27 protein-coding genes, 1 tRNA gene and 1 riboswitch are annotated in these 22,902 nt (G+C 69.3%); of the genes, 9 read left to right on the top strand and 19 right to left on the bottom strand.

From position 1 onward, the window contains the following. Positions 1–13: 13 nt before the first annotated feature. Complete coding sequence (locus ACFYW5_RS06265; protein ID WP_389415770.1) at positions 14–1,384, bottom strand: DUF445 domain-containing protein; 1,371 nt, start codon at positions 1,382–1,384, stop codon at positions 14–16. A 217-nt stretch (positions 1,385–1,601) separates the two neighbouring features. Here ACFYW5_RS06265 and ACFYW5_RS06260 point away from each other — a divergent pair, with 217 nt between their 5' ends. Then, positions 1,602–2,936: an SGNH/GDSL hydrolase family protein gene (locus ACFYW5_RS06260; RefSeq protein ID WP_389415769.1), complete on the top strand. Its 1,335-nt coding sequence runs from the start codon at positions 1,602–1,604 to the stop codon at positions 2,934–2,936. Positions 2,937–2,957: 21 nt separating this feature from the next. Here ACFYW5_RS06260 and ACFYW5_RS06255 read toward each other — a convergent pair whose 3' ends face one another. Genes ACFYW5_RS06255 through ACFYW5_RS06240 form a run of 4 tightly spaced genes read right to left on the bottom strand, consistent with a single transcriptional unit; the run spans position 2,958 to position 6,287 of the window. After that, the gene (locus tag ACFYW5_RS06255) at positions 2,958–3,674 is read right to left on the bottom strand and encodes a DUF1707 domain-containing protein (protein WP_389415768.1); all 717 of its coding nucleotides are present in this window, start codon (positions 3,672–3,674) and stop codon (positions 2,958–2,960) included. A 32-nt stretch (positions 3,675–3,706) separates the two neighbouring features. Continuing rightward, positions 3,707–4,666, bottom strand: coding sequence for an ATP-binding cassette domain-containing protein (locus ACFYW5_RS06250; RefSeq protein WP_389415767.1), 960 nt, complete (start codon positions 4,664–4,666; stop codon positions 3,707–3,709). Positions 4,667–4,672: 6 nt separating this feature from the next. Beyond that, entirely contained in the window at positions 4,673–5,494 is an 822-nt protein-coding gene (locus ACFYW5_RS06245; protein ID WP_389415766.1) for an ABC transporter permease, read from the bottom strand. Then, a complete protein-coding gene (locus tag ACFYW5_RS06240) occupies positions 5,487–6,287 on the bottom strand; it encodes an ABC transporter permease (RefSeq protein WP_389415765.1) in 801 nt (266 codons plus the stop codon). Before ACFYW5_RS06240 ends, ACFYW5_RS06245 begins: the two co-directional genes overlap by 8 nt. A 204-nt stretch (positions 6,288–6,491) precedes the next feature. On the opposite strand from ACFYW5_RS06240, the gene ACFYW5_RS06235 reads away from it, so the two are divergent. Then, positions 6,492–8,831 (top strand): transglycosylase domain-containing protein, encoded by a 2,340-nt coding sequence (locus ACFYW5_RS06235; RefSeq protein ID WP_389415764.1) that lies wholly within the window; start codon positions 6,492–6,494, stop codon positions 8,829–8,831. Here ACFYW5_RS06235 and ACFYW5_RS06230 read toward each other — a convergent pair whose 3' ends face one another. The 3 genes from ACFYW5_RS06230 to ACFYW5_RS06220 all read right to left on the bottom strand — a co-directional run bounded on the left by ACFYW5_RS06230 (position 8,832) and on the right by ACFYW5_RS06220 (position 10,035). Further along, complete coding sequence (locus ACFYW5_RS06230; protein ID WP_389415763.1) at positions 8,832–9,152, bottom strand: DMT family transporter; 321 nt, start codon at positions 9,150–9,152, stop codon at positions 8,832–8,834. 36 nt (positions 9,153–9,188) lie between these two features. Further along, positions 9,189–9,252, bottom strand: a riboswitch (guanidine-III (ykkC-III) riboswitch). 56 nt (positions 9,253–9,308) lie between these two features. After that, positions 9,309–9,662 (bottom strand): co-chaperone GroES, encoded by a 354-nt coding sequence (locus tag ACFYW5_RS06225; RefSeq protein ID WP_250076311.1) that lies wholly within the window; start codon positions 9,660–9,662, stop codon positions 9,309–9,311. A 43-nt stretch (positions 9,663–9,705) separates the two neighbouring features. Further along, positions 9,706–10,035 carry a DUF3618 domain-containing protein gene (locus tag ACFYW5_RS06220; protein ID WP_389415762.1) on the bottom strand — a complete coding sequence of 110 codons (330 nt, stop codon included), beginning with the start codon at positions 10,033–10,035 and terminating at the stop codon, positions 9,706–9,708. A gap of 93 nt (positions 10,036–10,128) precedes the next feature. Here ACFYW5_RS06220 and bcp point away from each other — a divergent pair, with 93 nt between their 5' ends. The 4 genes from bcp (at position 10,129) to ACFYW5_RS06200 (ending at position 11,978) form a co-directional block, all read left to right on the top strand. After that, positions 10,129–10,596 (top strand): thioredoxin-dependent thiol peroxidase, encoded by a 468-nt coding sequence (bcp, locus tag ACFYW5_RS06215; RefSeq protein WP_389415761.1) that lies wholly within the window; start codon positions 10,129–10,131, stop codon positions 10,594–10,596. A gap of 139 nt (positions 10,597–10,735) precedes the next feature. Beyond that, entirely contained in the window at positions 10,736–11,398 is a 663-nt protein-coding gene (locus ACFYW5_RS06210) for an HNH endonuclease signature motif containing protein (protein ID WP_389415760.1), read from the top strand. Further along, positions 11,395–11,895, top strand: a complete 501-nt coding sequence (locus ACFYW5_RS06205) for an HNH endonuclease (protein WP_389415759.1) — start codon at positions 11,395–11,397, stop codon at positions 11,893–11,895. Before ACFYW5_RS06210 ends, ACFYW5_RS06205 begins: the two co-directional genes overlap by 4 nt. Continuing rightward, positions 11,895–11,978 (top strand) — tRNA-Leu (locus ACFYW5_RS06200). Before ACFYW5_RS06205 ends, ACFYW5_RS06200 begins: the two co-directional genes overlap by 1 nt. A gap of 52 nt (positions 11,979–12,030) precedes the next feature. Here the strand turns inward: ACFYW5_RS06200 and rdgB are convergent. The 4 genes from rdgB to ACFYW5_RS06180 all read right to left on the bottom strand — a co-directional run bounded on the left by rdgB (position 12,031) and on the right by ACFYW5_RS06180 (position 14,237). After that, positions 12,031–12,633, bottom strand: a complete 603-nt coding sequence (rdgB, locus tag ACFYW5_RS06195; RefSeq protein WP_389415758.1) for an RdgB/HAM1 family non-canonical purine NTP pyrophosphatase — start codon at positions 12,631–12,633, stop codon at positions 12,031–12,033. Positions 12,634–12,643: 10 nt separating this feature from the next. Beyond that, positions 12,644–13,045, bottom strand: coding sequence for a hypothetical protein (locus ACFYW5_RS06190; protein WP_389415756.1), 402 nt, complete (start codon positions 13,043–13,045; stop codon positions 12,644–12,646). Positions 13,046–13,188: 143 nt separating this feature from the next. Further along, positions 13,189–13,926, bottom strand: coding sequence for a ribonuclease PH (gene rph / locus ACFYW5_RS06185; protein WP_389415755.1), 738 nt, complete (start codon positions 13,924–13,926; stop codon positions 13,189–13,191). A 77-nt stretch (positions 13,927–14,003) separates the two neighbouring features. Continuing rightward, positions 14,004–14,237, bottom strand: coding sequence for a glucose PTS transporter subunit EIIB (locus ACFYW5_RS06180; RefSeq protein ID WP_389415754.1), 234 nt, complete (start codon positions 14,235–14,237; stop codon positions 14,004–14,006). Between the two features lie 127 nt (positions 14,238–14,364). Between ACFYW5_RS06180 and ACFYW5_RS06175 the strand changes: the two genes are divergently transcribed. Then, the gene (locus tag ACFYW5_RS06175; protein ID WP_389415753.1) at positions 14,365–15,657 is read left to right on the top strand and encodes a PTS transporter subunit EIIC; all 1,293 of its coding nucleotides are present in this window, start codon (positions 14,365–14,367) and stop codon (positions 15,655–15,657) included. Between the two features lie 134 nt (positions 15,658–15,791). After that, entirely contained in the window at positions 15,792–17,048 is a 1,257-nt protein-coding gene (locus ACFYW5_RS06170) for a PTS transporter subunit EIIC (protein WP_389415752.1), read from the top strand. Positions 17,049–17,111: 63 nt separating this feature from the next. On the opposite strand, the gene ACFYW5_RS06165 is transcribed toward ACFYW5_RS06170, so the two are convergent. After that, positions 17,112–17,864 (bottom strand): MBL fold metallo-hydrolase, encoded by a 753-nt coding sequence (locus tag ACFYW5_RS06165; protein WP_389415751.1) that lies wholly within the window; start codon positions 17,862–17,864, stop codon positions 17,112–17,114. A gap of 212 nt (positions 17,865–18,076) precedes the next feature. Here ACFYW5_RS06165 and ACFYW5_RS06160 point away from each other — a divergent pair, with 212 nt between their 5' ends. Next, positions 18,077–18,508 (top strand): type II toxin-antitoxin system PemK/MazF family toxin, encoded by a 432-nt coding sequence (locus ACFYW5_RS06160; protein WP_389415750.1) that lies wholly within the window; start codon positions 18,077–18,079, stop codon positions 18,506–18,508. A 4-nt stretch (positions 18,509–18,512) separates the two neighbouring features. Here ACFYW5_RS06160 and ACFYW5_RS06155 read toward each other — a convergent pair whose 3' ends face one another. The 6 genes from ACFYW5_RS06155 to ACFYW5_RS06130 all read right to left on the bottom strand — a co-directional run bounded on the left by ACFYW5_RS06155 (position 18,513) and on the right by ACFYW5_RS06130 (position 22,901). Next, entirely contained in the window at positions 18,513–19,463 is a 951-nt protein-coding gene (locus tag ACFYW5_RS06155) for a PLP-dependent cysteine synthase family protein (protein ID WP_389415749.1), read from the bottom strand. 6 nt (positions 19,464–19,469) lie between these two features. Continuing rightward, complete coding sequence (locus tag ACFYW5_RS06150) at positions 19,470–19,757, bottom strand: MoaD/ThiS family protein (protein WP_389415748.1); 288 nt, start codon at positions 19,755–19,757, stop codon at positions 19,470–19,472. Between the two features lie 97 nt (positions 19,758–19,854). Then, entirely contained in the window at positions 19,855–19,950 is a 96-nt protein-coding gene (locus ACFYW5_RS06145; protein ID WP_389415747.1) for a putative leader peptide, read from the bottom strand. A gap of 89 nt (positions 19,951–20,039) precedes the next feature. After that, positions 20,040–20,462, bottom strand: coding sequence for a Mov34/MPN/PAD-1 family protein (locus tag ACFYW5_RS06140; protein ID WP_250076341.1), 423 nt, complete (start codon positions 20,460–20,462; stop codon positions 20,040–20,042). Positions 20,463–20,539: 77 nt separating this feature from the next. Next, the gene (locus ACFYW5_RS06135; RefSeq protein WP_389415746.1) at positions 20,540–21,964 is read right to left on the bottom strand and encodes an amino acid permease; all 1,425 of its coding nucleotides are present in this window, start codon (positions 21,962–21,964) and stop codon (positions 20,540–20,542) included. A 334-nt stretch (positions 21,965–22,298) separates the two neighbouring features. Beyond that, positions 22,299–22,901 carry a DUF2017 domain-containing protein gene (locus ACFYW5_RS06130; protein WP_389415745.1) on the bottom strand — a complete coding sequence of 201 codons (603 nt, stop codon included), beginning with the start codon at positions 22,899–22,901 and terminating at the stop codon, positions 22,299–22,301. Position 22,902: the final 1 nt, after the last annotated feature.

Here is a 22,902-nt window from a genome sequence, read left to right as displayed (position 1 = left end):
GGCCTGCGAGGACTTACGCCCCGAGCGCCCGGGACACCGTGTAGATCACCAGTCCGGCCAGTGAGCCGACCACCGTGCCGTTGATCCGGATGAACTGGAGGTCGCGGCCGATGTTCGCCTCGATCTTCCGGGTCGTGTGCTCGGCGTCCCAGCCCGCCACGGTGTCCGTGATCAGGGAGGTGATCTCCTTGCGGTAGGTCGTGACGACGTAGACCGCCGCGCCCTCCACCCAGCTGTCGACCTTGCCCTGCAGCTTCGGCTCGACGGCCATCCGGGCGCCCAGCGACAGCAGCGAGGCCCGGATCCGCAGCCGCAGCTCGCTGCGCTCGTCCTCCGCCGCCGAGACGATCATGGATCGTACGGCCGTCCAGGCGGACGCGATCAGGTCCTGCACCTCGCCCCGGCCGAGCACCTCGCCCTTGAGCCGCTCCACGCGGGCCCGGGTGTCGGTGTCGGACTGGAGGTCGGAGGCGAAGTCGCCGAGGAAGCGGTCGAGGGCGCCGCGGGCGGGGTGGGAGGGCATGTCCCGCATCTCGGTGACGAACCGCAGCAGCTCCTTGTAGACGCGCTCGCCGACCCGCTTGTCGACGAAGCGGGGGGTCCAGCCGGGCGCCCCGCCCTGGACGGCGTCCATGACCTGCTCGTCGTGCAGGATCAGCCAGTCGTGCGCCCGGGAGACGACCAGGTCGACGACCCGCCGGTGGCCGCCGTCGGCCACCACCTTCTCCAGCATCTTGCCGATGCCGGGGCCGATCTCCTGCGCGTCGGCCCGCCGGGTGATCGCCTCACCGACCACCGCCTGCACGTCCGAGTCCCGCAGCACCGTCAGCGCGCCCCTCAGCGCCGCCGACAGCTCCGCCGTCACCCGGTCGGCATGCTCGGGATCGGCCAGCCAGGCGCCGAGCCGGCTGCCGATGCCGACGGCGCGCAGCCGCTGCCGTACGACGTCCTCGGAGAGGAAGTTCTCGCCGACGAACTCGCCCAGGGAGACGCCGAGCTGGTCCTTCTTGGTGGGGATGATCGCGGTGTGCGGGATGGGGATGCCGAGGGGGTGGCGGAACAGGGCGGTGACCGCGAACCAGTCGGCCAGCGCGCCGACCATGCCGGCCTCGGCGGCGGCGGCGACATAGCCGGTCCAGGCGCCGGCCCCGGAGGTCTGCGCCCATTTGGCGAGGACGTACACCAGGGCCACGAAGAGCAGCAGGCCGACCGCGGTGAGCTTCATCCGGCGTACGCCGCGCTGCTTCTCCTCGTCGGCGGCGCTGAAGGTGGTCATGGCACGGACGGCCGAGGCGGGGGCGCCGGCAGGGTTGGCCGGTGTGTCCCGCCGGGCATGCTCCTTCACGTCCGAAGACTCCGTTTCGCCGGTTTTCGATCGTTCCATCCACTCCACCCGTTCGCGGTCCCCCTACATATTGTCCCTTCATGACCGACTCCTGGAACGAAACGAGAGTTCCCGGCGTCTGTCCCGTGGGGGGAGCACACTGGGGAACTCCACGGCCCAATGGGGGGTCTGTTCATCTCCCCCCATCCTCATGACGCATCATGAGGTGATCACATCGGAGCTTCGGGCTCCCATTCGTCCGAGGAGACCGCACCGCATGACCAGGCACCACGGTTATGCCCTGCTTTCCGCCATCGTCGCCCTCGTCCTGGGGCTGTCCGCGGCGATCTACGTCGGAGTCACCGCCGACGACGGCAGCAACCACCAGTCCACCCTGGCCAGCGGGAACACCCCGCGCAATCCCGCCGCGCCGGTCTCCACCGGCACCTGGGTGAGCACTTGGTCGACGTCCCCGGCCGCCGCCGAGCCGGGCACCGAGACGGACGGTATGGCGGGCCGCTCGGTCCGCAACGTCGTCCACACCGGCGTCGGAGGTACGAGTGCCCGCATCACGCTGTCCAATCTCTACGGCCAGTCCCCGCTGACGATCACGCACGCCTCGGTCGCCGTCGCCGCGGGCTCCGGCACGCCTGCCGCGGTGACGCAGTCCATGCGGCGGCTCACCTTCGGCGGCAACACCACGGTCGTGATCCCGACGGGCGGGCAGGTGATGAGCGACGCGGTCCGGGTGAGCGTCCCGGCGAACACCGACGTCCTGGTCACGATCTACTCCCCCACCCGCTCCGGCCCGGTCACCTACCACCCGCACGCGCGCCAGACCTCCTACGTCGCCCAGGGCGACCGGACCGAGGACGTCACCGGCACGGCGTACACGGAGGAGGTGGGGTCCTGGCGCTACCTCACCGCGCTGGACGTGCTCAGCAAGGACGCCGACGGCACCGTGGTCGCGATCGGCGACTCCCTCACCGACGGGATCACCTCCACCTCCGGAGCCAACCGCCGCTGGACGGACGTCCTTTCGCAGCGGCTGCGCGCGGCGGTGGCCGCCGGGGAGAACGTGCCCCGCTACAGCGTGGTGAACCAGGGCATCAGCGGCAACCGGATCCTGGTCGGCGGGCTCGGCCGGCCCGCGGACAACCCCAGCGGCCTGGACCGCTTCAGCCGCGACGTCCTGAACCGCACCAACGTGAAGGTCGTCGTCATCGCGCTCGGCGTCAACGACATCCTGCGCAACCCGCAACTGGCCGACCCGAACCAGATCCTCGACGGCCTGCGCACCATGGTCGGCCAGGCGCACGCCCGCGGCCTGAAGGTGATCGGCGCGACGCTGATGCCCTTCCAGGGCCACCGGGGCTACACCGACGAGCGGGAAGCGGTCCGCCAGCGGATCAACGCGGAGATCCGGGCCGGCACCGTCTTCGACGCGGTGGCCGACTTCGACGAGGCCCTGCGCGACCCGTACAACCCCCGCAAGCTGCGCCCCGAGTACGACTCCGGCGACCGCCTCCACCCCAGCGACCTGGGCTACGCCCGCATGGCGGAGGCCCTCGACCTCAAGGACCTGAAGGGCTCGGCCCCGGCGAAGCTGTGACGCGCGCGGCACGGGCCGTGGTCAGGAGTCGTCCGAGGACCCCCGGCCGTGGAACCCGTGCCCCTCCAGGCCCCGCCGCGGCGCCTTCCGTTCCAGCTTCTCGCGGCGGCGTTCCTCCCGCAGCCGCTGCCGCTCCGCCTTCGTCGCCTTGCGCTCCACCCCGACCCCGCCCCAGAAGGCGAACCCGGTCACGATCACCCGAGGGGCACCGGGATCCCCCGGTACGCCCTCCTCGCGATGGTCGAAGCCGCCCATGACGCCGATGCCGCGCACCACGACCTCGACGCCCGGCGGCACGATCACATTGATGCCGCCCATGATCGCCACGCAGTTGATCACGACCTCGCGGTCCGCGAAGTCCGCCTCCCGCAGGTCCAGTTCCCCGCCGCCCCAGAAGGCGAAGCCGGTGAAGCGGCGCGGCACGGTCCAGCGGCCCTTGCGCTCGAACCCGGACATCACCGCCACGCCCCAGGTCGAGGAGCCCTCGCCATCGATGATCCGCCCGCTCCAACTGCCGTCGTCGAGGGGCCCCTTCACCATGTTCACGGCGGGTGACACCGGCAGGTCCCGGGTGATCGGCGCCAACTCCCCGTACGTCCGTGCCTTGTACGTGGCGTCCAGCCGCTCCTCGAACTCCCCCATGTCGAGCCGCCCCTCGGCCAGGGCGTCCCGCAGGACCTCGGCGACTCGCTCACGATCGGCGTCGGATGCTCTCAGCTCCGGGAGGTCGTCGGTCATGGCAGCAGCCTACGAGTTCCACCGGCCCGGCACTACGCACCGGCCCGTTCCGCGTACATCCGGGCGATCACCGCCTCGATGTCCGGCTCCCGCACCGACAGGTCCACCAGCGGATACTCCGCCGCGACCCGCGCCACCAGTCCCGCCGCCGACTCCCCCGCCGGGAACGCCAGCCACTGCCGCGGCCCCTCCACCCGCACCACCCGCGCCGCCGGGCCCACCTCGATCGGCGGCAGCTCCCGCTCCAGGTCGACCACCAGGGTCCGCTCGCTCCCGCCCACCTCGTGCAGCCCGGCGAGCGCCCCGTCGTAGACCATGCGCCCGTGGTCGATGACCATCACCCGCGAGCAGAGCTGCTCGATGTCCTGGAGGTCGTGCGTGGTCAGCAGCACCGTCGTGCCGCGCTCCCCGTTCAACTCCCGCAGGAAACCGCGGACCTTCGCCTTGGAGATCACGTCCAGGCCGATCGTCGGCTCGTCCAGGTACAGCACCTCGGGGTCGTGCAGCAGCGCCGCCGCGATGTCCCCGCGCATCCGCTGCCCCAGCGACAGCTGCCGCACCGGAACCTCCAACAGGCCGCCCAGCTCCAGCAGTTCCACGCACCGGTCGAGGTTCTCCCGGTAACGGGCGTCCGGGATGCGGTACATGCGGTGCATCAGCCGGTAGGAGTCGATCAGTGGCAGGTCCCACCACAGGGTGGTGCGCTGCCCGAAGACCACGCCGATGCGGTGCGCCAGGCGCCTGCGCTCACGGGACGGATCGACGCCGGCGACCCGCAGCCGGCCTCCGCTCGGCGTCAGGATCCCCGTCAGCATCTTGATCGTCGTCGACTTGCCCGCGCCGTTCGGCCCGATGTACCCGACCATCTCACCCCGCGCCACCGTGAAGGAGACCGAGTCCACCGCCCGCACCTGGCGCCGCTCCCGTTTCAGGAACCCGGTCTTCCTGCGCACGTCGAAGACCTTCTCGACACCGTCCACCTCAATGAACACGCACCCTCAACTCCCCGTACTCCGATAGGCCCGAAGCCCCGCCCGCCAGGCCCAGCCCGCCAGCACCCCGAACCCGCCCGCCACCAGCGGCGGTGCGAACGCGGCCCACTCCGGCAGCCCCAGCGGATAGGGCCGCCCCAGCACATAGGACGCCGGCACCCAGTTGACGAAGGCGAGCGGCAGCACAAAGGTGACCCCGCGCACCAGATCCGTCCCGAACACCGTCGGCGGATACTGCAGCAGCGTGCCCCCGCCGTAGGTGAACGCGTTCTGCACCTCGGCCGCGTCCTGCGCCACGAACTGGAAGGCCGCCCCCGCCACGAACAGCGACCCGAAGATCACCGCCCCGCAGACCACCATCACCGGCACCAGCAGCACCTTCGCCGCCGTCCACTCCACGTCGACGGCCGTCAGCGCCCACCCCAGCACCAGCAGGCCCTGGGTGATCCGGCCCAGCCGGCGCAGCGCGAACCGGTCCGCGCCGACCTGGGCGAGCACCGGCGCCGGCCGCACCAGCAGCGTGTCGAAGGAACCGTCCCGGATCCGGCCGCCCAGCACGTCCATCGAGCCGAGCAGCAGATCGGCGAAGCCGAACGCGGTCGCCGACAGCCCGTACAGCAGGGCCACCTCGGGCAGCGTCCAGCCGCCGAGCGAGTCGACCTGCGAGAACATCAGCAGGATCGCGGCGAAGTCCAGGCCCGTGATCAGCAGGTTCCCCACCACCGTGAGCGCGAAGGAGGTGCGGTAGGTCATCGTCGCGCGGATCCACATCCCGGCGATCAGCCCGTAGGCCCGCAGCCCCTCCCGCATCCGGGACGCCTCAGCCACCCTGCACCACCACCCGCCGCGTCGCCGCCGACTGCAGCAGCCTTCCCGCCGCCAGCAGCACCACCGCCCAGCCGGCCTGGAAGGCGTACGCGGTCCAGGGCGAGACCTCCCCCATCAGCACATCCGCCGGCATCTGCAGCTGCGCCGCCCACGGCAGCGCCTGCACGATGTCCCCGAACGGGTCCGGGAAGGCGTTCAGCGGCAGCGTCATGCCGGAGCAGAAGATCCCGGCGATCATCATCGTCTGGGTGATGCCCCGGTCGTCCATGAGCCAGAACATCGTCAGCGCCGCGAGATAACGGATCCCGAAGCTGACGATCATCGCCAGCACCACCGCGACCAGGAAGGCCGCCCAGGTGGTGACATCCCCCGGCAGCGCCATCGGGAAGAACAGCGCACCGAAGGCGAACGGGATCACCCCGCGGCCCAGCAACTGGAACACCGACCGGCCCATGTCGCTCGCCAGCCACCACAGTTGAAGATCGGCGGGCCGGTACAGATCGACCGCGATCTCCCCGGTGCGGATCCGCGCCATCAGGTCCTTCTCCGCACCCCCGCCCTGGATCGCCAGCGTCGAGTACAGGGCCTGGCCGAGCCACGCATAGGTGACGGCCTGGGTCTGGTCGTACCCCCCGAGGTGCGGTCTCTCGTCCCACAGCGCCAGGTAGGTGTACACCAGGATGATCCCGAAGACCGTGTTGGTGAACACCCCGGCCGCGGTGGCCGCCCGATAGGTCGCGTACCGTCTGAATCCCCCCGCCGCGACGGCCGCGTACAACCGTCCGGAACCCACAGTCCCACCCCTCCTCGGCCCGCCGCACACCAAAACGCAGGAGCCTAGTGCGCAGGTGGTGACGCACGCCACGCATTTTCCGATGCCGAAGCGTGCCGCGATCAGGGAACGGAACCCTTGGTGCGAGAGTCTTCAACAGGGGGCGCAGAACGCGTACGAGGTCGTACGGGAACGTACAACGCGAAACAGGAGTCCGTGCACGAGATGAGCGACGAGCCACAACCGCAGCAAGACCAGCCGACCGAGCGGCCCGAGCGGCCCAAGCGCACCGGCTGGCGCCGGCTGATCCCGACCTGGCGGATGGTGCTCGGGACGTTCGTCGTCGGCGTACTGCTGCTGGCCGGCCTGTTCTTCCTCGGCTACTCCCTGGTCAAGATCCCGCCGGCCAACGCGCTCGCCATCAAGCAGAGCAACATCTTCCTGTACGCCGACGGCTCCCAGCTCGCCCGCGACGGCGAGGTCAACCGGGAGAACGTCAACCTCGCGCAGATCTCCAAGGACGCCCGCAACGCCGTACTGGCCGCCGAGGACCGCGACTTCTACAGCGAGTCCGCGATCGACCCCAAGGCCATGCTGCGGGCCGGCTGGAACACCGCCACCGGCAAGGGCAAGCAGTCCGGCTCCACGATCACCCAGCAGTACGTGAAGAACTACTACCTGGCCCAGGAGCAGACCGTCACCCGCAAGGTGAAGGAGTTCTTCATCTCGGTCAAGCTGGACCGCACCGAGTCCAAGGACCAGATCCTCGAGGGCTACCTCAACACCAGCTACTTCGGCCGCAACGCCTACGGCATCCAGGCCGCCGCCCACGCCTACTACGGCGTCGACGCCGCCGAACTCACCGCCGCCCAGGGCGCCTACCTGGCCGCCCTGCTCAACGCGCCCAGCGAGTACGACGTCGTCGCCCACCCCGAGAACAAGGCGGCGGCGCACGCCCGCTGGACCTACGTCCTGGACGGCATGGTCAAGGAGGGCTGGCTCGGCGCGTCCGAGCGGGCGGGCCTGAAGTTCCCGATGCCCAAGGAGGCCACGGTCTCCACCAGCCTGTCCGGGCAGCGCGGTTACCTCGTGCGGATCGTCACGGACTACCTCATCGCCAACCGGATCCTCGACGAGGACGAACTCACCGCCGGCGGCTACCGCATCACCACCACCCTGGACAAGTCCAAGCAGGACGCCTTCGTCAAGGCCGTCGACGAGCAGCTGATGGACAAGCTCGACCCCAAGGCCCGCAAGGTCGACTCCTACGTCCGCGCGGGCGGCGCCTCCGTCGACCCCAGGACGGGCAAGGTCGTCGCGATGTACAACGGCATCGACTACGTCAAGCAGTACACCCCCAACGCCACCCGCCGCGACTTCCAGGTCGGCTCCACCTTCAAGCCGTTCGTGTTCACCTCGGCCGTCGAGAACGACTCCACCACCCAGGACGGCCGCCCCATCACCCCCTACACCGTCTACGACGGCACCAACGAGCGCCCCGTCGAGGGCTGGACCGGCGAGACCTACGCCCCGGAGAATGAGGATTACGTCTCCTACGGCGACATCAGCGTCAGCGAGGCCACCGACAAGTCGGTGAACTCGGTGTACGCGCAGATGGCCGTGGACGTCGGCCCCGAGAAGATCGAGCAGACCGCGATCGACCTCGGCCTGCCCGAGGGCACCCCCGACCTGGAGCCCTACCCGTCGATCGCGCTCGGCACCGCCACCGCCAGCGTCCTCGACATGGCCGAGGCCTACGCCACGCTCGCCAACCACGGCAAGCACGGCACGTACACCATGATCGAGCGGATCACCAAGGACGGCGCCGACGTCATCGACCTGCCGAAGCGCAAGACGTCGCAGGCCGTCAGCCGGCAGGCCGCCGACACCACCACCTCGGTGCTGCAGAGCGTCGTCGAGTCCGGCACCGCCACCGCCGCCCAGGCCGCGGGCCGGCCGGCCGCCGGCAAGACCGGCACCGCGGAGGAGGACATGGCGGCCTGGTTCGCCGGCTACACACCCGAACTCGCCACCGTCGTCGCCGTGATGGGCCAGGACCCGGTCACGGCCGAGCACAAGTCGCTCTACAACGTGATGGGCCTGCCCCGCATCAACGGCGGCGGGGCGCCCGCGGAGATCTGGGCGCAGTTCACCAAGGACGCCCTGAAGGGCGAACCGGTCACCGACTTCGACCTGGAGCTCCAGGACGGCGCCGACGCCGTCCAGCCGCCGCCCGTGGAACCGTCCGGCGATCCGACCACGGACGGGACCGAGAGCGACGGCCCGACACCGGGCGCCGAGACGCCGACGGCGAGCGGCACCACCACCAGCGCTACCCCGACCACCGGGGGCGGCACGACGGACGGCGGCACCACCACCGACGGCGGCACCACCACCGACGGGGGGACGACGGACGGCGGCACCACCGGTGACGACACCACCACCGGCGGCGGTACGGCGGACGGCGGCACCACCGGTGACACGACCGAGGGCGGTACGGCGGACGGCGGCGTCACGGACGGGACGACGGCGGGCGCGATGTACTGGCCCCGGCGCAGCGACTGATCAGTGCCCGCTGGTCGCCTTGAGCCCCACCACGGCGACCAGCAGCAGACAGACGAAGAAGATCCGGGCGGCGGTCGCCGGCTCACCCAGCGCCACCATGCCGACCACCGCCGCACCGGCCGCCCCGATACCGACCCACACGCCGTAGGCGGTGCCGATGGGCAGGGAACGGGCCGCGTAGGACAGCAGCAGCATGCTGGCGACGATGCCGGCGCCGGTGAACAGGCTGGGCACGAGACGGGTGAACCCGTCGGTGTACTTCATCCCGACCGACCAGCCGACCTCGAGCAGACCGGCGACGACGAGCAGAACCCAGGCCATGGGGAAACCTCCGGGAGACGGAAACGGACGGACGTCGGTGCGTCGTCTTTTCCTTGGCCCGGTACGGCGCGTCTCGTCGGGGCTGCCTTCAAAGCTAGCAAAGGAACGGCGAAAGGGGCCGGTGACGATGGTCACCGGCCCCTCTCACCTGCGTCACTACAGGTACAGACCCGTGGAGTCCTCCGAACCCTCGAACCGGTCGGCGGCCACCGCGTGCAGATCGCGCTCGCGCATCAGCACATAGGCGATGCCCCGCACCTCCACCTCGGCCCGGTCCTCCGGGTCGAACAGGACCCGGTCACCCGGCTCCACCGTCCGTACGTTCTGACCCACCGCGACGACCTCGGCCCAGGCCAGCCGACGGCCGACCGCCGCGGTGGCCGGAATCAGGATCCCGCCACCGGAACGCCGCTCGCCCTCGCTGGTGTCCTGCCGCACGAGCACACGGTCGTGCAGCATCCGGATGGGCAGCTTGTCGTCATGGGGGGTGTCGTTTCTGTTGGCGCTCACACCTCGAACCTACCTGCCTTCACCGCCTCCGTACGCCGCCGGGTCAGCGCTTGCGGCGCCGGGCGCCGACGGCGAGCAGGCCCACGACACCGACGAGCAGCACCGCGACCGGCACCACCCGCTCCAGCCGGGGCGCGCCCTCCTCGTCGACGAACTGCGCCTTGACGTCACTGACGACCCGGTTGGCCTGGACGTAGGCCCGCCCGAGGGTGTGGTCGATGTTGGAGACCACCTTGGCCTTGGCATCCCCGACGATGGTCTTCGGGTGGACCCGAACCCCGATCTCGTCGAGCGTTTCGGCCAGCACTTCGCGGCGGCGCCTGATGTCCGCCTCGATCTGCGCCGGGGTTCTCGTGTCCGACGTTTCCGCCACCGTACGGCCTCCGAAGTCCGCTGATATTGTTCCGGACAGTCTGTCAGCTCTCCGCGCCATCGCACTGTCAGGACCCCCGGTTACGCTAGCGAGATGAGCGAGCGACTCCAGCCCGGGGACGTGGCCCCCGCCTTCACCCTCCCCGACGCCGACGGCAATGAGATCTCCCTGTCGGACCACAAGGGACGCAAGGTGATCGTCTACTTCTACCCGGCGGCCCTGACTCCCGGCTGCACCAAGCAGGCCTGCGACTTCACCGACAACCTCGACGTCCTGGCCGGAGCCGGCTACGACGTCATCGGCATCTCCCCCGACTCCCCGGAGAAGCTGGCGAAGTTCCGCGACAAGGAGTCGCTGAAGGTGACGCTCCTGGCGGACCCGGAGAAGTCGGTCACCGAGTCCTACGGCGCCTACGGCGAGAAGAAGAACTACGGCAAGACCTACATGGGCGTCATCCGCTCCACGATCGTCGTGGACGAGGAGGGCAAGGTCGAACGGGCCCTGTACAACGTCCGGGCGACGGGCCACGTAGCCAAGATCATCAAGGACCTGGACATCTGAGCGGACGCTTCCCCTGCCGAACGGCCCGCCCCGGAATCCCCGGGCGCGGGCCGCTTCGATGCGCCGGGCGTGACTGTCCGATAAACGGTTCGTTACTCCGTACGAGCTGCGAACACGCAGCCGGGACGGAGGGGGCGCGATGGGGGCTAGTACGTACACCAGGGAGCGGCTGGAGGAGGCGGCTCGGGGGGCGCGGACGTTGTCGGAGGCTTGTGGGCGGTTGGGGGTGGATCCGAAGGGCTGGAAGCGACGGTACGTCCATGATCGGATGAAGAAACTGGGCATCGACGTCTCGCATTTCGAGCGAGAGGGGATCAAGTGGACGCGGGAGATCCTTGCACCGGTGGTCTCCCGGTCGGTCAGCGTCAATGAGGTGCTGCGGCATCTGGGGCTCGACCCGGTCGGCGGGCACCACACCCACATCAGTCGGCGGATCAAGGCGTACGGCATCGACACCTCGCACTTCACGCCGACGGTCCGCACGGAACGGCAGCGGCACAACCAGCGTCGGCGGACAGCCGAGGAGATCCTGGTCGAGGAGACCTCGGCGCACGCCACTCGCGTACCGAGCAGCCGCCTCAAGCGGGCGATGCGCCGGCTGGGAGTGGAGGAGCGCTGCGCCCTGTGCGGTATCGAGCCGGTATGGCTCGGCGAACCGCTGCCGCTGGAGGTCGACCACGTCGACGGCAACTGGCGGAACAACCGGATCGAGAACCTGAGACTGCTCTGCCCCAACTGCCACTCCACGACCGACAGTTATCGAGGGCGTGGCAAGCGGCGGGTCAAGGGTGGGTCCTCATGAGGCTCCCTCGCCCCTCGGCATGCGAACTGCGGGCGGCGGTCGCCGAGTCGGCCTCGCTCGCGGAGGTGCTGCGCCGCCTGGGCCGCCCGGGCAACGGCTCGCAGCGCACCCAGCTGCGCAAGTGGATCGCCGAGCATCAGATCGCGACCTCGCACCTCCTGGGGCAGGCCCATCAGCGAGGCAGATCGCCGGCCAACGCCAGGCCCCCGCAGGAGGTGCTGGTCCAGCACAGCGGCACGCATCGGACGGCCACCAAGCGTCTGCGTCGCGCGCTGCTGGCAGTCGGTGTTGCCGAGGAGTGCGCCCGCTGCGGGGTCGGCCCAGCGTGGCTCGGCAGCCCCATGACCCTGGAGGTCGATCACATCAGCGGGGATTGGCGTGACAACCGGCGGGAGAATCTGCGGTTGCTGTGTCCCAACTGCCACGCGATCACGAGTACCTGGTGCAGGGGAGGCCGGAAGGCGCGATCGGATCCCGGTACGATGGCAGACGGCTAGCGGCGGTGGCGCAACGGCGACGCGGCAGACTTAGGATCTGTGGCCCTTGATCGGGCTTGAGGGTTCGAATCCCTTCCGCCGCACCTGAACGGCCTGCGAATCGAAGGACTGATGCGCAGGCCGTTCCCGTGTCTCTCAGCCCAGCAGCTCCCGGACCACCGGCACCAACCCCCGGAACGCCTTCCCCCGGTGGCTGATCGCGTTCTTCTCCTCCGGGGGCAGTTCCGCGCAGGTGCGGGTCTCGCCGTCCGGCTGGAGGATCGGGTCGTAGCCGAAGCCGTTCGTGCCGGTCGGGGTGTGCCGTAGGACGCCCCTCAGTCGGCCTTCCACCACCCGCTCCTGCCCGTCCGGCAGGGCCAGCGCCGCCGCGCACGCGAAGTGGGCGCCCCGGTGTTCGTCGGCGATGTCGGACAGCTGGGCCAGCAGCAGCTCCAGGTTGGCCCGGTCGTCCCCGTGGCGGCCGGCCCAGCGGGCGGAGAAGATGCCCGGGGCGCCGTTCAGGACGTCGACGCAGAGGCCGGAGTCGTCGGCCACCGCGGGCAGGCCGGTGGCCCGGGCCAGGGCGTGGGCCTTGAGGAGGGCGTTCTCGGCGAACGTCACTCCTGTTTCCTTGACATCCGGAATGTCCGGGAAGGCGTCCGCGCCGACGAGGTCGTGGGGCAGACCTGCGTCGGCGAGGATGGCCTTCAGCTCGGTGATCTTTCCGGCGTTGCGCGTGGCGAGGATCAGGCGGGTCATGCCCCCAGTATCAGGGTGTGCAGACCTTGGTCAGTTCGCCGGCGGCGTCGGTGACCGGGGTGAGGTCGGGGGTCTCGTCGCCGTTGTCGATGGCCGTACGGACGTTGTCGACCGCGGTGGCGAGGTCGTCGACGGCCTTGTCGACGTCGGCGTTGTCGGTCTTGTCGCCGATGTCGTTGAGGTTCTGGTCGATGGAGTCGAGGGACTCGTCGACCTGCGTCGGGTCGTTCGCCGCGCTCTCGACGGCCTGCTGGAGGTCGGTCACGCTGTCGGCGACGGCCTCGGCGGTCTGGACGCAGTCCAGGGCCTTGCTGACGGCGTCGCAGCCGGTGGTCAGTCCGGTGGTCAGCGCTACGGCCGCCACCGCGGCGACCATGGTGATACGGCTCCGTCTGCGTCGGCTCGCGCCCATGCTGGTGTCCTCCCGTGCTCAGGCCTTCCACAGGCCCCCGTGCCTGGCCGGGCGCCCGACGGTGTGTCGTGCGCCCGTACCCCTAGTGACGCGGGGGCGGTCGGCGTGGTTGCCCGTGCCGGACGCCCTGCTTGGTGCGTCCTTTACTTTTCGAGGACGGTATCAAGGGCCTTGCGCTGCAGGACAGCGAGTTCGGTGCAGCCCAGGACCGCCAGGTCCAGCAGGGAGTTGAGCTCGTCGCGGTCGAAGGGCTCCGCCTCCGCGGTGCCTTGGACCTCGACGAAGCGGCCGTCGCCGGTGCAGACGACGTTCATGTCGGTCTCGGCCTTCACGTCCTCCTCGTAGCGCAGGTCGAGGAGCGGGACGCCGCCGACGATGCCCACCGAGACCGCCGCGACGGTTCCGGTCAGGGGCTTGCGGCCGGCCTTGATCAGCTTCTTGCCCTGGGCCCATGCCACGGCGTCGGCGAGGGCCACGTAGGCGCCGGTGATGGCCGCGGTGCGGGTGCCGCCGTCGGCCTGGAGGACGTCGCAGTCCAGGACGATGGTGTTCTCTCCCAGCGCCTTGTAGTCGATCACCGCGCGCAGGGAGCGGCCGATGAGGCGGCTGATCTCGTGGGTGCGGCCGCCGATCTTGCCGCGGACGGATTCGCGGTCGCCGCGGGTGTTGGTGGCGCGGGGCAGCATGGAGTACTCGGCGGTGACCCAGCCTTCGCCGCTGCCCTTGCGCCAGCGCGGGACGCCTTCGGTGACGGAGGCGGTGCAGAAGACCTTGGTGTCGCCGAAGGAGACGAGGACGGAGCCCTCGGCGTGCTTGCTCCAGCCGCGTTCGATGGTGACGGGGCGGAGCTGTTCGGGGGTGCGGCCGTCGATGCGTGACATGGCGATGAGCCTAGCGGGACATGCGGAAGGGGCCCTTCCCGCGGGGGGACGGGCCCCTTCAGGGGTGAGCGGTGTGCTCACATCATGTCTTCGATCTCCGCCGCGATCGGGTCGGCGTCGGTGCCGATGACGACCTGGATCGCCGTGCCCATCTTGACGACTCCGTGGGCGCCGGCCGCCTTGAGGGCCGCCTCGTCGACGAGGGAGGCGTCGGCGACCTCGGTGCGCAGGCGCGTGATGCAGCCCTCGACTTCTTCGATGTTCTCGATACCGCCGAGTCCGATAACGATCTTCTCAGCCTTGCTGGCCATTTCGGTCTCCTCACGCACAGTTGGCCCAACTTTACGAGCGATTGCGCCGTACGTACCGAAAGATGACGTCACAGCAACCCAATCGTCGATAACTGGTCTACACCACCTGACAGGCGGTCGCCAACTGATGAATGCCCCCACCGAGATCTCTCCAGCACGTCGGCGGTGGCAGTCGGCGTTCCAGGGCCTGCAGAAGATGGGCCGCAGTCTTCAGCTCCCGATCGCCGTGCTGCCGGCCGCGGGCATCCTGAACCGGCTGGGCCAGCCCGATGTGTTCGGCGACGAAGGGCTCGGCTGGAACAACATCTCCCGGGTGATGGCCGGGGCGGGCGGCGCGCTGCTCGACAGCCAGCTCGGGCTGCCGCTGCTGTTCTGCATCGGTGTCGCGATCGGCATGGCGAAGAAGGCGGACGGCTCGACCGCGCTGGCGGCGGTGGCGGGCTTCCTCGTCTACTACAACGTGCTGCGCCAGTTCCCGGAGGACTGCCCGGACGGCACGGAGGCGGTCCCGAACGTCGGCTGCCAGGGGACCGTCGACGGCACGGTGCAGGCGTTCACCTACCAGAACCCCGGGGTGTTCGGCGGCATCGTCATCGGCCTGCTGGCGGCCTTCTTCTGGGCCCGCTACCACCGCACCCGGCTGGTGGACTGGCTGGGCTTCTTCAACGGCCGCCGGCTGGTGCCGATCATCATGGCGTTCGTCGCCATCGCCTTCGCCGCGCTGTGCCTGTGGGTGTGGCCGCCGATCGGTGACGCGCTGGAGAGCTTCAGCGACTGGCTGAGCGACGCGGGCGCCTGGGGTGCGGGCATCTTCGGCATCGCGAACCGGGCCCTGCTGGTGATCGGCCTGCACCAGTTCCTGAACGTGCCCATCTGGTTCCAGTTCGGCACGTACACCAAGCCGGACGGCACCGAGGTGCACGGCGACATCAACATGTTCCTGGCGGGCGACCCGGACGCGGGCCAGTTCACCTCGGGGTTCTTCCCGATCATGATGTTCGCGCTGCCGGCCGCGGCCCTGGCCATCACGCACTGCGCGAAGCCGCACCGCCGCAAGGAGGTCGGCGGTCTGATGCTCTCGGTGGCGCTGACCTCGTTCGTCACGGGCATCACCGAGCCGATCGAGTACTCGTTCCTGTTCATCGCGCCGCTGCTGTACGTGGTGCACGCGGTGCTGACGGGTGTGTCGATGGCGGTGACGTGGGGGCTCGGGGTGCACGACGGCTTCAGTTTCTCCGCCGGGCTCATCGACTACGTCATCAACTGGAATCTGGCGACCAGGCCGTGGGCGATCATTCCGATCGGCCTGGTCTTCGCAGTCGTGTATTACGTGATCTTCCGGTTCGCGATCACGAGATTCGATCTGAAGACGCCGGGACGGGAGCCGGAGGACGAGGTGGAGGACGTTACAAAGGTCTGACGAAAGCCTCGAATAACGGTTGCGCAACCCGCGGTTCCGGTGACGGAATCGCGGGTTCCTTATGTGCCCTTCATCGTGCTAGAACAGGTCTACACCACTGAGTGGTGTAGACCACCACCCGATGGAGGAAGTCTATGAGCACCGCCACCGCATCGGCGGCCCCCACAAAGAAGTGGGGATCCGGTCTGTTCCAGGGCCTGCAGAAGGTCGGCCGCAGCCTCCAGCTCCCGATCGCCGTCCTGCCCGCGGCGGGCATTCTGCTGCGCCTGGGTCAGGCCGACGTTCAGGAGAAGCTGAACCTGCCCGACAAGGTCACGGCGGTCTTCGCCACGGCCGGTGGCGCGATCTTCGACAACCTGCCGCTGCTGTTCTGCATCGGTGTCGCGATCGGCTTCGCGAAGAAGGCCGACGGCTCGACCGCGCTGGCCGCGCTGGTGGGCTTCCTGGTCTACAGCAATGTCCTCAAGGCGTTCCCGGTCACTGAGGCAAAGGTGCAGAAGGGCGCGGACATAGCCGCGACCTACAACAATCCGGGTGTCCTGGGCGGCATCCTCATGGGTCTGCTCTCCGCCGTGCTGTGGCAGCGCTTCCACCGCACCAAGCTGGTGGACTGGCTCGGCTTCTTCAACGGCCGCCGTCTCGTGCCGATCATCATGGCCTTCGTCGGCACCGTCATGGGCGTCTTCTTCGGCCTGGTCTGGGAGCCGATCGGTGAGGGCATCTCGGACGTCGGCGAGTGGATCACCGGTCTGGGCGCCGCGGGTGCCGGTCTGTTCGGTCTGATCAACCGCGCGCTGATCCCGATCGGCATGCACCAGTTCGTCAACACCGTCTCCTGGTTCCAGATCGGTGACTTCACCAACGCCGCCGGCGAGGTCGTGCACGGCGACCTGAACCGCTTCTTCGCGGGCGACCCGGACGCCGGTCAGTTCATGTCGGGCTTCTTCCCGATCATGATGTTCGGCCTGCCGGCCGCCGCGATCGCGATCGCGCACGCCGCTCGTCCCGAGCGCCGCAAGGCCGTGATGGGCATGATGGTCTCGCTCGCGCTGACCTCCTTCGTGACCGGTGTCACCGAGCCGATCGAGTTCTCGTTCATGTTCATCGCGCCGGTGCTCTACGCGATCCACGCGGTGCTCACCGCCCTGTCCATGGCGATCACCTGGGCGCTCGGCGTCCACGCGGGCTTCACCTTCTCCGCGGGTGCCATCGACTACGGACTCAACTGGTCGCTGTCCACCAAGCCCTGGCTGATCATCCCGATCGGCCTGGTCTTCGCGGCGGTCTACTACGTCCTCTTCCGCTTCGCGATCACCAAGTTCAACCTTCCGACGCCGGGCCGTGAGTCCGACGAGGAGCTGGCGGAGCTGCAGAAGGCCGAGGCCAAGTAGCCCGTACGACAGGACGGAGGCCCCGGAACCGAGCTGGTTCCGGGGCCTCCGTGCACGTGGCCTTCAGATCTCGTACGTCCGCCTCGGCGCCGCCAGTTCCACCGGACCGTCGTAGACCGCGCGCGCGTCGGCCAGGTTGGTCCGGGGGTCGGTCCACGGGGGAATGTGGGTCAGCACCAGGCGGCGGGCGCCCGCCCGGGCCGCCGTCTCACCCGCCTCGCGGCCGTTGAGGTGCAGGTCGGGGATGTTCTCCTTGCCGTGCGTGAACGCCGCCTCGCACAGGAACAGATCGGTGTCGCGGGCGAGTTCGTCGAGCGTGGCGGTGACACCGGTGTCGCCGGAGTACGTCAGGGACCGCCCGCCGTGCTCGACGCGGATGCCGTACGCCTCCACCGGATGGGCCACCCGCTCCGTGTGCACCGTGAACGGGCCGAGCTCGAAGGTGGAGGGCTTGACGGTGTGGAAGTCGAAGACCTCGCTCATCGAGGAGGCCGAGGGGGTGTCGGCGTAGGCCGTGGTCAGCCGGTGCTCCGTGCCCTCGGGTCCGTAGACCGGGATGGGGGCGCAGCGGCCGCCGTCGTGCCGGTAGTACCGCGCGACGAAGTAGGCGCACATGTCGATGCAGTGGTCGACGTGCAGATGGCTCAGGAAGATCGCGTCGAGGTCGTAGAGACCGCAGTGGCGCTGCAGCTCGCCGAGGGCGCCATTGCCCATGTCGAGGAGCAACCGGAAGCCGTCGGCCTCGACGAGGTAGCTCGAGCAGGCCGATTCCGCGGACGGAAACGACCCCGAGCAGCCGACGACGGTGAGCTTCATGAAGCAGAAACCTCCGCGGGCGGGGATGTCCGGATGGGGGGCGACGGGGGTGTGCGGTTCGTCGAGCGTAAGGCGCGACAGGGCGGGTCGCTCCTCCGCCAAGGGCTGTTGTGGGCGAACTCACCTGTGGTGTCACGCGTTCGGCTGGCAGTGGGGCGCCTGAGGCGCGGGAAGGGCGCGCGCAGCTGAGCGCGCGCCGGTAACGTCGTCGTATGGACACGTCATGGTGGTGGCTGGCGCTCGCCGCGGTGGTGCTGCTCGCGCTCGTCGCCGCACTCGTGGACGGGTGGGGGCGCAGAACCTCCGGGCGGCTGGACCGGCGTCGGCAGGCCGTGCGGCCGCGGCCCACGGAGATCTGGTGGGCGAGTGTGCCGTTCGAGGACCGGCCGGGGGCGAAGGACCGGCCGTGTCTGGTGCTGGCGGTGCACGGCAGGCGGGTGCGCGTCGCGAAGATCACCAGCCAGTACCACGACGAGCGGTCGGGGGTGATCCCGCTGCCGCCGGGTGCGGTGAGCGACGCTCAGGGGCGGGCGAGCTTCCTGGAGACGGACGAGCTGCGCGAGGTGCCGGTGCGGGACTTCCGCCGCAAGGCGGGGGTGGTGGACCCGGTCCTGTGGGACCAGGTCCGACACCTGGCGGGCTGAGGGGCTACGCCCAGAGCTGTCCTTGCAGCGTCTCGATCGCTTCCTCGGTCGTCGCCGCCGTGTAGACGCCGGTCGACAGGTACTTCCAGCCGCCGTCGGCGACGACGAACACGATGTCGGCGGACTCCCCCGCCTTCAGCGCCTTGTTGCCGACGCCGATCGCGGCGTGCAGGGCGGCGCCCGTGGAGACGCCCGCGAAGATGCCCTCCTGCTGGAGCAGCTCCCGGGTGCGGGTGACCGCGTCCGCCGAGCCGACGGAGAAGCGGGTGGTCAGCACCGACGCGTCGTACAGCTCGGGCACGAAGCCCTCGTCGAGGTTGCGCAGGCCGTACACCAGGTCGTCGTAGCGCGGCTCCGCGGCGACGATCTTCACGTCGGGCTTGTGCTCGCGCAGGAAGCGGCCCACGCCCATCAGCGTGCCCGTGGTGCCGAGACCGGCCACGAAGTGGGTGATGGACGGGAGGTCGGCGAGGATCTCGGGGCCGGTGCCGGCGTAGTGGGCGCCCGCGTTGTCCGGGTTGCCGTACTGGTAGAGCATCACCCAGTCCGGGTGCTCGGCGGACAGTTCCTTGGCCACGCGTACGGCCGTGTTGGAGCCGCCCGCCGCCGGGGAGGAGATGATCTGCGCGCCCCACATGCCGAGCAGGTCCCGGCGCTCCTGGGAGGTGTTCTCGGGCATCACGCAGACCATGCGGTAGCCCTTGAGCTTGGCCGCCATGGCGAGAGAGATGCCGGTGTTGCCGGAGGTGGGCTCCAGGATGGTGCAGCCCGGGGTGAGCCGGCCGTCCTTCTCCGCCTGCTCGATCATGTGCAGGGCCGGGCGGTCCTTGATCGAGCCGGTGGGGTTGCGGTCCTCCAGCTTGGCCCAGATCCGGACGTCGGCGGACGGCGACAGCCGCGGCAGGCGCACCAGAGGGGTGTTGCCCACCGCGGCCAGCGGGGAGTCGTAGCGCATACGGGATCAGACCATGCCGCCGGCCACGGCCGGCAGGATCGTGACGCTGTCGCCGTCGGTGAGCTTGGTGTTGATGCCGTCGAGGAAGCGGACGTCCTCGTCGTTGAGGTACACGTTCACGAAGCGGCGCAGCTGCTCGCCGTTCGCCTGGTCGATGAGCCGGGCCTGGATGCCCGCATGGCGGGTCTCGAGGTCGGTGAACAGGTCGGCAAGGGTGTCACCGCTGCCCTCCACCGCCTTCTTGCCGTCGGTGTACTGGCGGAGGATGGTGGGGATGCGGACCTCGATGGCCATGGCAAGGGGCTCCTGTCGGAAAAGTGGTCTGGTCTCAGTGGGCGCGCGCGTCGATGGCGCGCCGCGGCGGCACGGCCGTACGGCTGCAGCGGGACGGTCAACAGATGGCGCTGTTCAGCCTGCACAGGTCGACGTGCAGCCGCGCAACGAGCAGCGAGCCCGGCGCCTTGTCACTCACGTCGAGAAGAACCATGGGCTCATCGTATCGATTCCCGGACCGGCTCCAGGAGTGTGATCTCACCATCCGGACGTAAATCATCCACGATCCGAGATCGACGGGATTCAGTAGGCCTCCACGACCCTGACCTCCTCCTCCGTGACCTCGCCCTCCAGGATCCGGAAGGAGCGGAACTGGAACTCCCCGAGGCCGTCGGTGTCGGCGGTGGAGACGAGGACGTAGTGCGCGCCCGGCTCGTTGGCGTAGGAGATGTCGGTGCGGGAGGGGTAGGCCTCGGTGGCCGTGTGGGAGTGGTAGATGACCACCGGTTCCTCGTCCCGGTCGTCCATCTCGCGGTAGAGCTTGAGCAGGTCGCCGGAGTCGAACTCGTAGAACGTGGGCGACATGGCGGCGTTCAGCATCGGGATGAAGCGCTCGGGGCGGTCGGCGCCGGCCGGCCCCGCGATGACGCCGCACGCCTCGTCGGGATGGTCCTTGCGCGCGTGCGCGACGATCTGGTCGACGAGGGCCTGGGTGATGGTCAGCATGCCCGCCAGGATAAGCAGAAGGGCGACTCCGTACCGAAGAGTGGTACGAAGCCGCCCACATGCTAGGACGGTGCTGGTCAGCCGACCTTTTCGAACTCCGCCTCACGGCGCTGCGTGACCTCGGGGTTCCGGGACTTCAGCACGAGCCAGCCGATGCCCAGCGCCGCCGCCCAGCCCGCCATCACGTACAGGCAGACGCGGGAGTCGGCGTCGTAGGCGATGATGCCGGTGACGAAGAGCAGGAAGGCGATGGCGACCCAGCTGCACTTCGCGCCGCCGGGGGCCGGGAAGGACGAGGCCGGCAGCCGGCCCGCGTCGACCGCGCGGCGGTAGCGGACGTGGCTGACCAGGATCATCAGCCAGGTCCAGATACCGGCCGCGGTGGCGACGGAGACGACGTAGCCGAAGGCCTTCTCCGGGACGATGTAGTTCAGGATCACGCCGATGCCCATGAAGAGCACGGAGATCGTGATGCCGAAGGCCGGGGTCTTGGTGGAGGAGAGCTTCTTGAAGACCGCGGGGGCCTCACCGCTGTCGGCCAGGTTCCGCAGCATGCGGCCCGTGGAGTACATGCCGGAGTTGCAGGAGGACAGGGCGGCGGTCAGCACCACGAAGTTGACGATGGCCGCGCCCGCCGGGATGCCGATCTTCGCGAAGGCCGCGACGAAGGGGCTGACGCCCTCGCTGAACTCGGTCCACTTGACCACGCACAGGATGACGGTGAGGGCACCGACGTAGAACAGGGCGATCCGCCAGGGCAGGGTGTTGATCGCCTTCGGGAGGGTCTTCTCCGGGTTCTCGGACTCGCCCGCGGTGACACCGACCAGCTCGACGGCGAGGTAGGCGAACATGACGCCCTGGAGGGTCATCAGGGACGAGCCGACGCCCTTGGGGAAGAACCCGTCGAAGGCCCAGAGGTTGGACACCGCGGCGGTGTCACCGGCGGAGCTGAAGCCGAAGGTGAGCACGCCGAGACCGATCACGATCATGCCGATCAGGGCGGTGACCTTGACCATCGAGAACCAGAACTCGATCTCGCCGAACAGCTTCACCGAGATCAGGTTGGCGGCGAACAGCACCAGCAGGAAGACCAGGGCCGTGACCCACTGCGGGATCTCCGGGAACCAGTAGTTGACGTAGATCGCGGCGGCCGTCAGCTCGGCCATGCCGGTGACGACCCACATCAGCCAGTACGTCCAGCCGGTGAAGTAGCCGAAGAACGGGCCGAGGAACTCGCGGGAGTACTCCGCGAAGGAGCCCGAGACCGGGCGGTAGAGGAGCAGCTCACCGAGTGCCCGCATGATGAAGAAGATGATGACGCCGGCGAGGGCGTACATGAGGATGAGGCTCGGACCGGCCTTGGCGATGTTCGCCCCGGCACCCAGGAAGAGGCCGACGCCGATGGCGCCGCCGATCGCGATCATCTGGACCTGGCGGCTGCCGAGGCCGCGCTCGTAGCCCTCTTCCGGAGCCTTCTCCGTGTCGACCTGGACGGAGGTCATGTGATTGGTGCGCCTTTCTCCACACCGACCCGGGCCTGTCGTCGGCCGCGGACCGGATCTCGATCCCCCCGGATTGACTGGAGCGTTCTGCCTGACCGGCGGTCTGCCGGTCGGTGGCGCACCCGGACGGAACATGGGTGGTGTTCGCCGGGCGGTCGTGAAGATTTATCACGGCCGCCATCTTGATCAACGAGGCGATTTGTGGCGCATTGCACACGGAGAAGTGGGCAAAGAGGGCGCGAAAGGGACACAGTCGGCCGGGAGGGTGATGTGATCGTTATCCGGATTTGAGCGTCCGCTGAGCGAACACATCATCTGGGCACAACCGTCACGATCAGGGCATGAGTGTGGAGACGAGGGTCTCCTGGAGCCCGCCCAGCCAGAGGTAGGCCATCACCATCGGCTTGCGCGGGTCCTCGTCCGGCAGCCGGTAGAGCAGGTCGGTGTCGTCCTCGTCGACGATGTCGAGGCGGGAGCCGATCGCCAGGCGCAGGTCGTTGAGGGCGCTCAGCCACTGGCGGGACTGCTCCACCGACAGCTTCAGGACCGCCCCGCCGTCGCCCGCGGCGCTGAGCTCGTCCAGGGAGCGGATCACCGCGAGGGCGTTGTCCCGCTTGCCGGCGCGCAGGTCGTTCTCGGTGTAGCGGCGGAACTCGGCGGAGTACGCGCGCTGCTCCTCGGCCTGCTCGGGGCCGGGCGTGCCCTCGGGGTCGCCGTAGGCGTCCGGGAACAGCCGGCGCAGCACGGGATCGGCGGGCGGTTCGCTCGGGCCGTCGGCGAAGAGTTCGGCGAGCGGGTCCTCGGTGGTCTCCGCGCCGGGTCCGGGCCCGATCAGCTCCAGGAGCTGGACGGCCAGGGACCGGATGATGGAGATCTCGACGTCGTCGAGGGCGACGGCCGCGCCGCCGCCGGGGAGCGGTTCGAAGGTTCCTGGCATC

This window comes from Streptomyces sp. NPDC002779, from assembly GCF_042888685.1.
GTDB lineage: Bacteria > Actinomycetota > Actinomycetes > Streptomycetales > Streptomycetaceae > Streptomyces.
The sequence above is the reverse complement of the archived record's forward strand: the minus strand, read 5'-3'. Positions and strand labels throughout refer to the sequence as shown.

Bases quoted from the DNA above. Each gene is read 5' to 3' on its own strand.
- ACFYW5_RS06165 (WP_389415751.1), bottom strand. From the start codon at position 17,864: ATGAAGCTCACCGTCGTCGGCTGCTCGGGGTCGTTTCCGTCCGCGGAA.
- bcp (WP_389415761.1), top strand. From the start codon at position 10,129: ATGAGCGAGCGACTCCAGCCCGGGGACGTGGCCCCCGCCTTCACCCTC.
- ACFYW5_RS06205 (WP_389415759.1), top strand. From the start codon at position 11,395: ATGAGGCTCCCTCGCCCCTCGGCATGCGAACTGCGGGCGGCGGTCGCC.
- ACFYW5_RS06155 (WP_389415749.1), bottom strand. From the start codon at position 19,463: ATGCGCTACGACTCCCCGCTGGCCGCGGTGGGCAACACCCCTCTGGTG.
- ACFYW5_RS06265 (WP_389415770.1), bottom strand. From the start codon at position 1,384: ATGGAACGATCGAAAACCGGCGAAACGGAGTCTTCGGACGTGAAGGAG.
- ACFYW5_RS06170 (WP_389415752.1), top strand. From the start codon at position 15,792: ATGAGCACCGCCACCGCATCGGCGGCCCCCACAAAGAAGTGGGGATCC.
- rph (WP_389415755.1), bottom strand. From the start codon at position 13,926: ATGTCACGCATCGACGGCCGCACCCCCGAACAGCTCCGCCCCGTCACC.
- ACFYW5_RS06180 (WP_389415754.1), bottom strand. From the start codon at position 14,237: ATGGCCAGCAAGGCTGAGAAGATCGTTATCGGACTCGGCGGTATCGAG.
- ACFYW5_RS06255 (WP_389415768.1), bottom strand. From the start codon at position 3,674: ATGACCGACGACCTCCCGGAGCTGAGAGCATCCGACGCCGATCGTGAG.
- ACFYW5_RS06260 (WP_389415769.1), top strand. From the start codon at position 1,602: ATGACCAGGCACCACGGTTATGCCCTGCTTTCCGCCATCGTCGCCCTC.
- ACFYW5_RS06135 (WP_389415746.1), bottom strand. From the start codon at position 21,964: ATGACCTCCGTCCAGGTCGACACGGAGAAGGCTCCGGAAGAGGGCTAC.
- ACFYW5_RS06130 (WP_389415745.1), bottom strand. From the start codon at position 22,901: ATGCCAGGAACCTTCGAACCGCTCCCCGGCGGCGGCGCGGCCGTCGCC.
- ACFYW5_RS06145 (WP_389415747.1), bottom strand. From the start codon at position 19,950: ATGGTTCTTCTCGACGTGAGTGACAAGGCGCCGGGCTCGCTGCTCGTT.
- ACFYW5_RS06175 (WP_389415753.1), top strand. From the start codon at position 14,365: ATGAATGCCCCCACCGAGATCTCTCCAGCACGTCGGCGGTGGCAGTCG.
- ACFYW5_RS06140 (WP_250076341.1), bottom strand. From the start codon at position 20,462: ATGCTGACCATCACCCAGGCCCTCGTCGACCAGATCGTCGCGCACGCG.
- ACFYW5_RS06160 (WP_389415750.1), top strand. From the start codon at position 18,077: ATGGACACGTCATGGTGGTGGCTGGCGCTCGCCGCGGTGGTGCTGCTC.
- ACFYW5_RS06235 (WP_389415764.1), top strand. From the start codon at position 6,492: ATGAGCGACGAGCCACAACCGCAGCAAGACCAGCCGACCGAGCGGCCC.
- ACFYW5_RS06190 (WP_389415756.1), bottom strand. From the start codon at position 13,045: ATGGGCGCGAGCCGACGCAGACGGAGCCGTATCACCATGGTCGCCGCG.
- ACFYW5_RS06230 (WP_389415763.1), bottom strand. From the start codon at position 9,152: ATGGCCTGGGTTCTGCTCGTCGTCGCCGGTCTGCTCGAGGTCGGCTGG.
- rdgB (WP_389415758.1), bottom strand. From the start codon at position 12,633: ATGACCCGCCTGATCCTCGCCACGCGCAACGCCGGAAAGATCACCGAG.
- ACFYW5_RS06150 (WP_389415748.1), bottom strand. From the start codon at position 19,757: ATGGCCATCGAGGTCCGCATCCCCACCATCCTCCGCCAGTACACCGAC.
- ACFYW5_RS06210 (WP_389415760.1), top strand. From the start codon at position 10,736: ATGGGGGCTAGTACGTACACCAGGGAGCGGCTGGAGGAGGCGGCTCGG.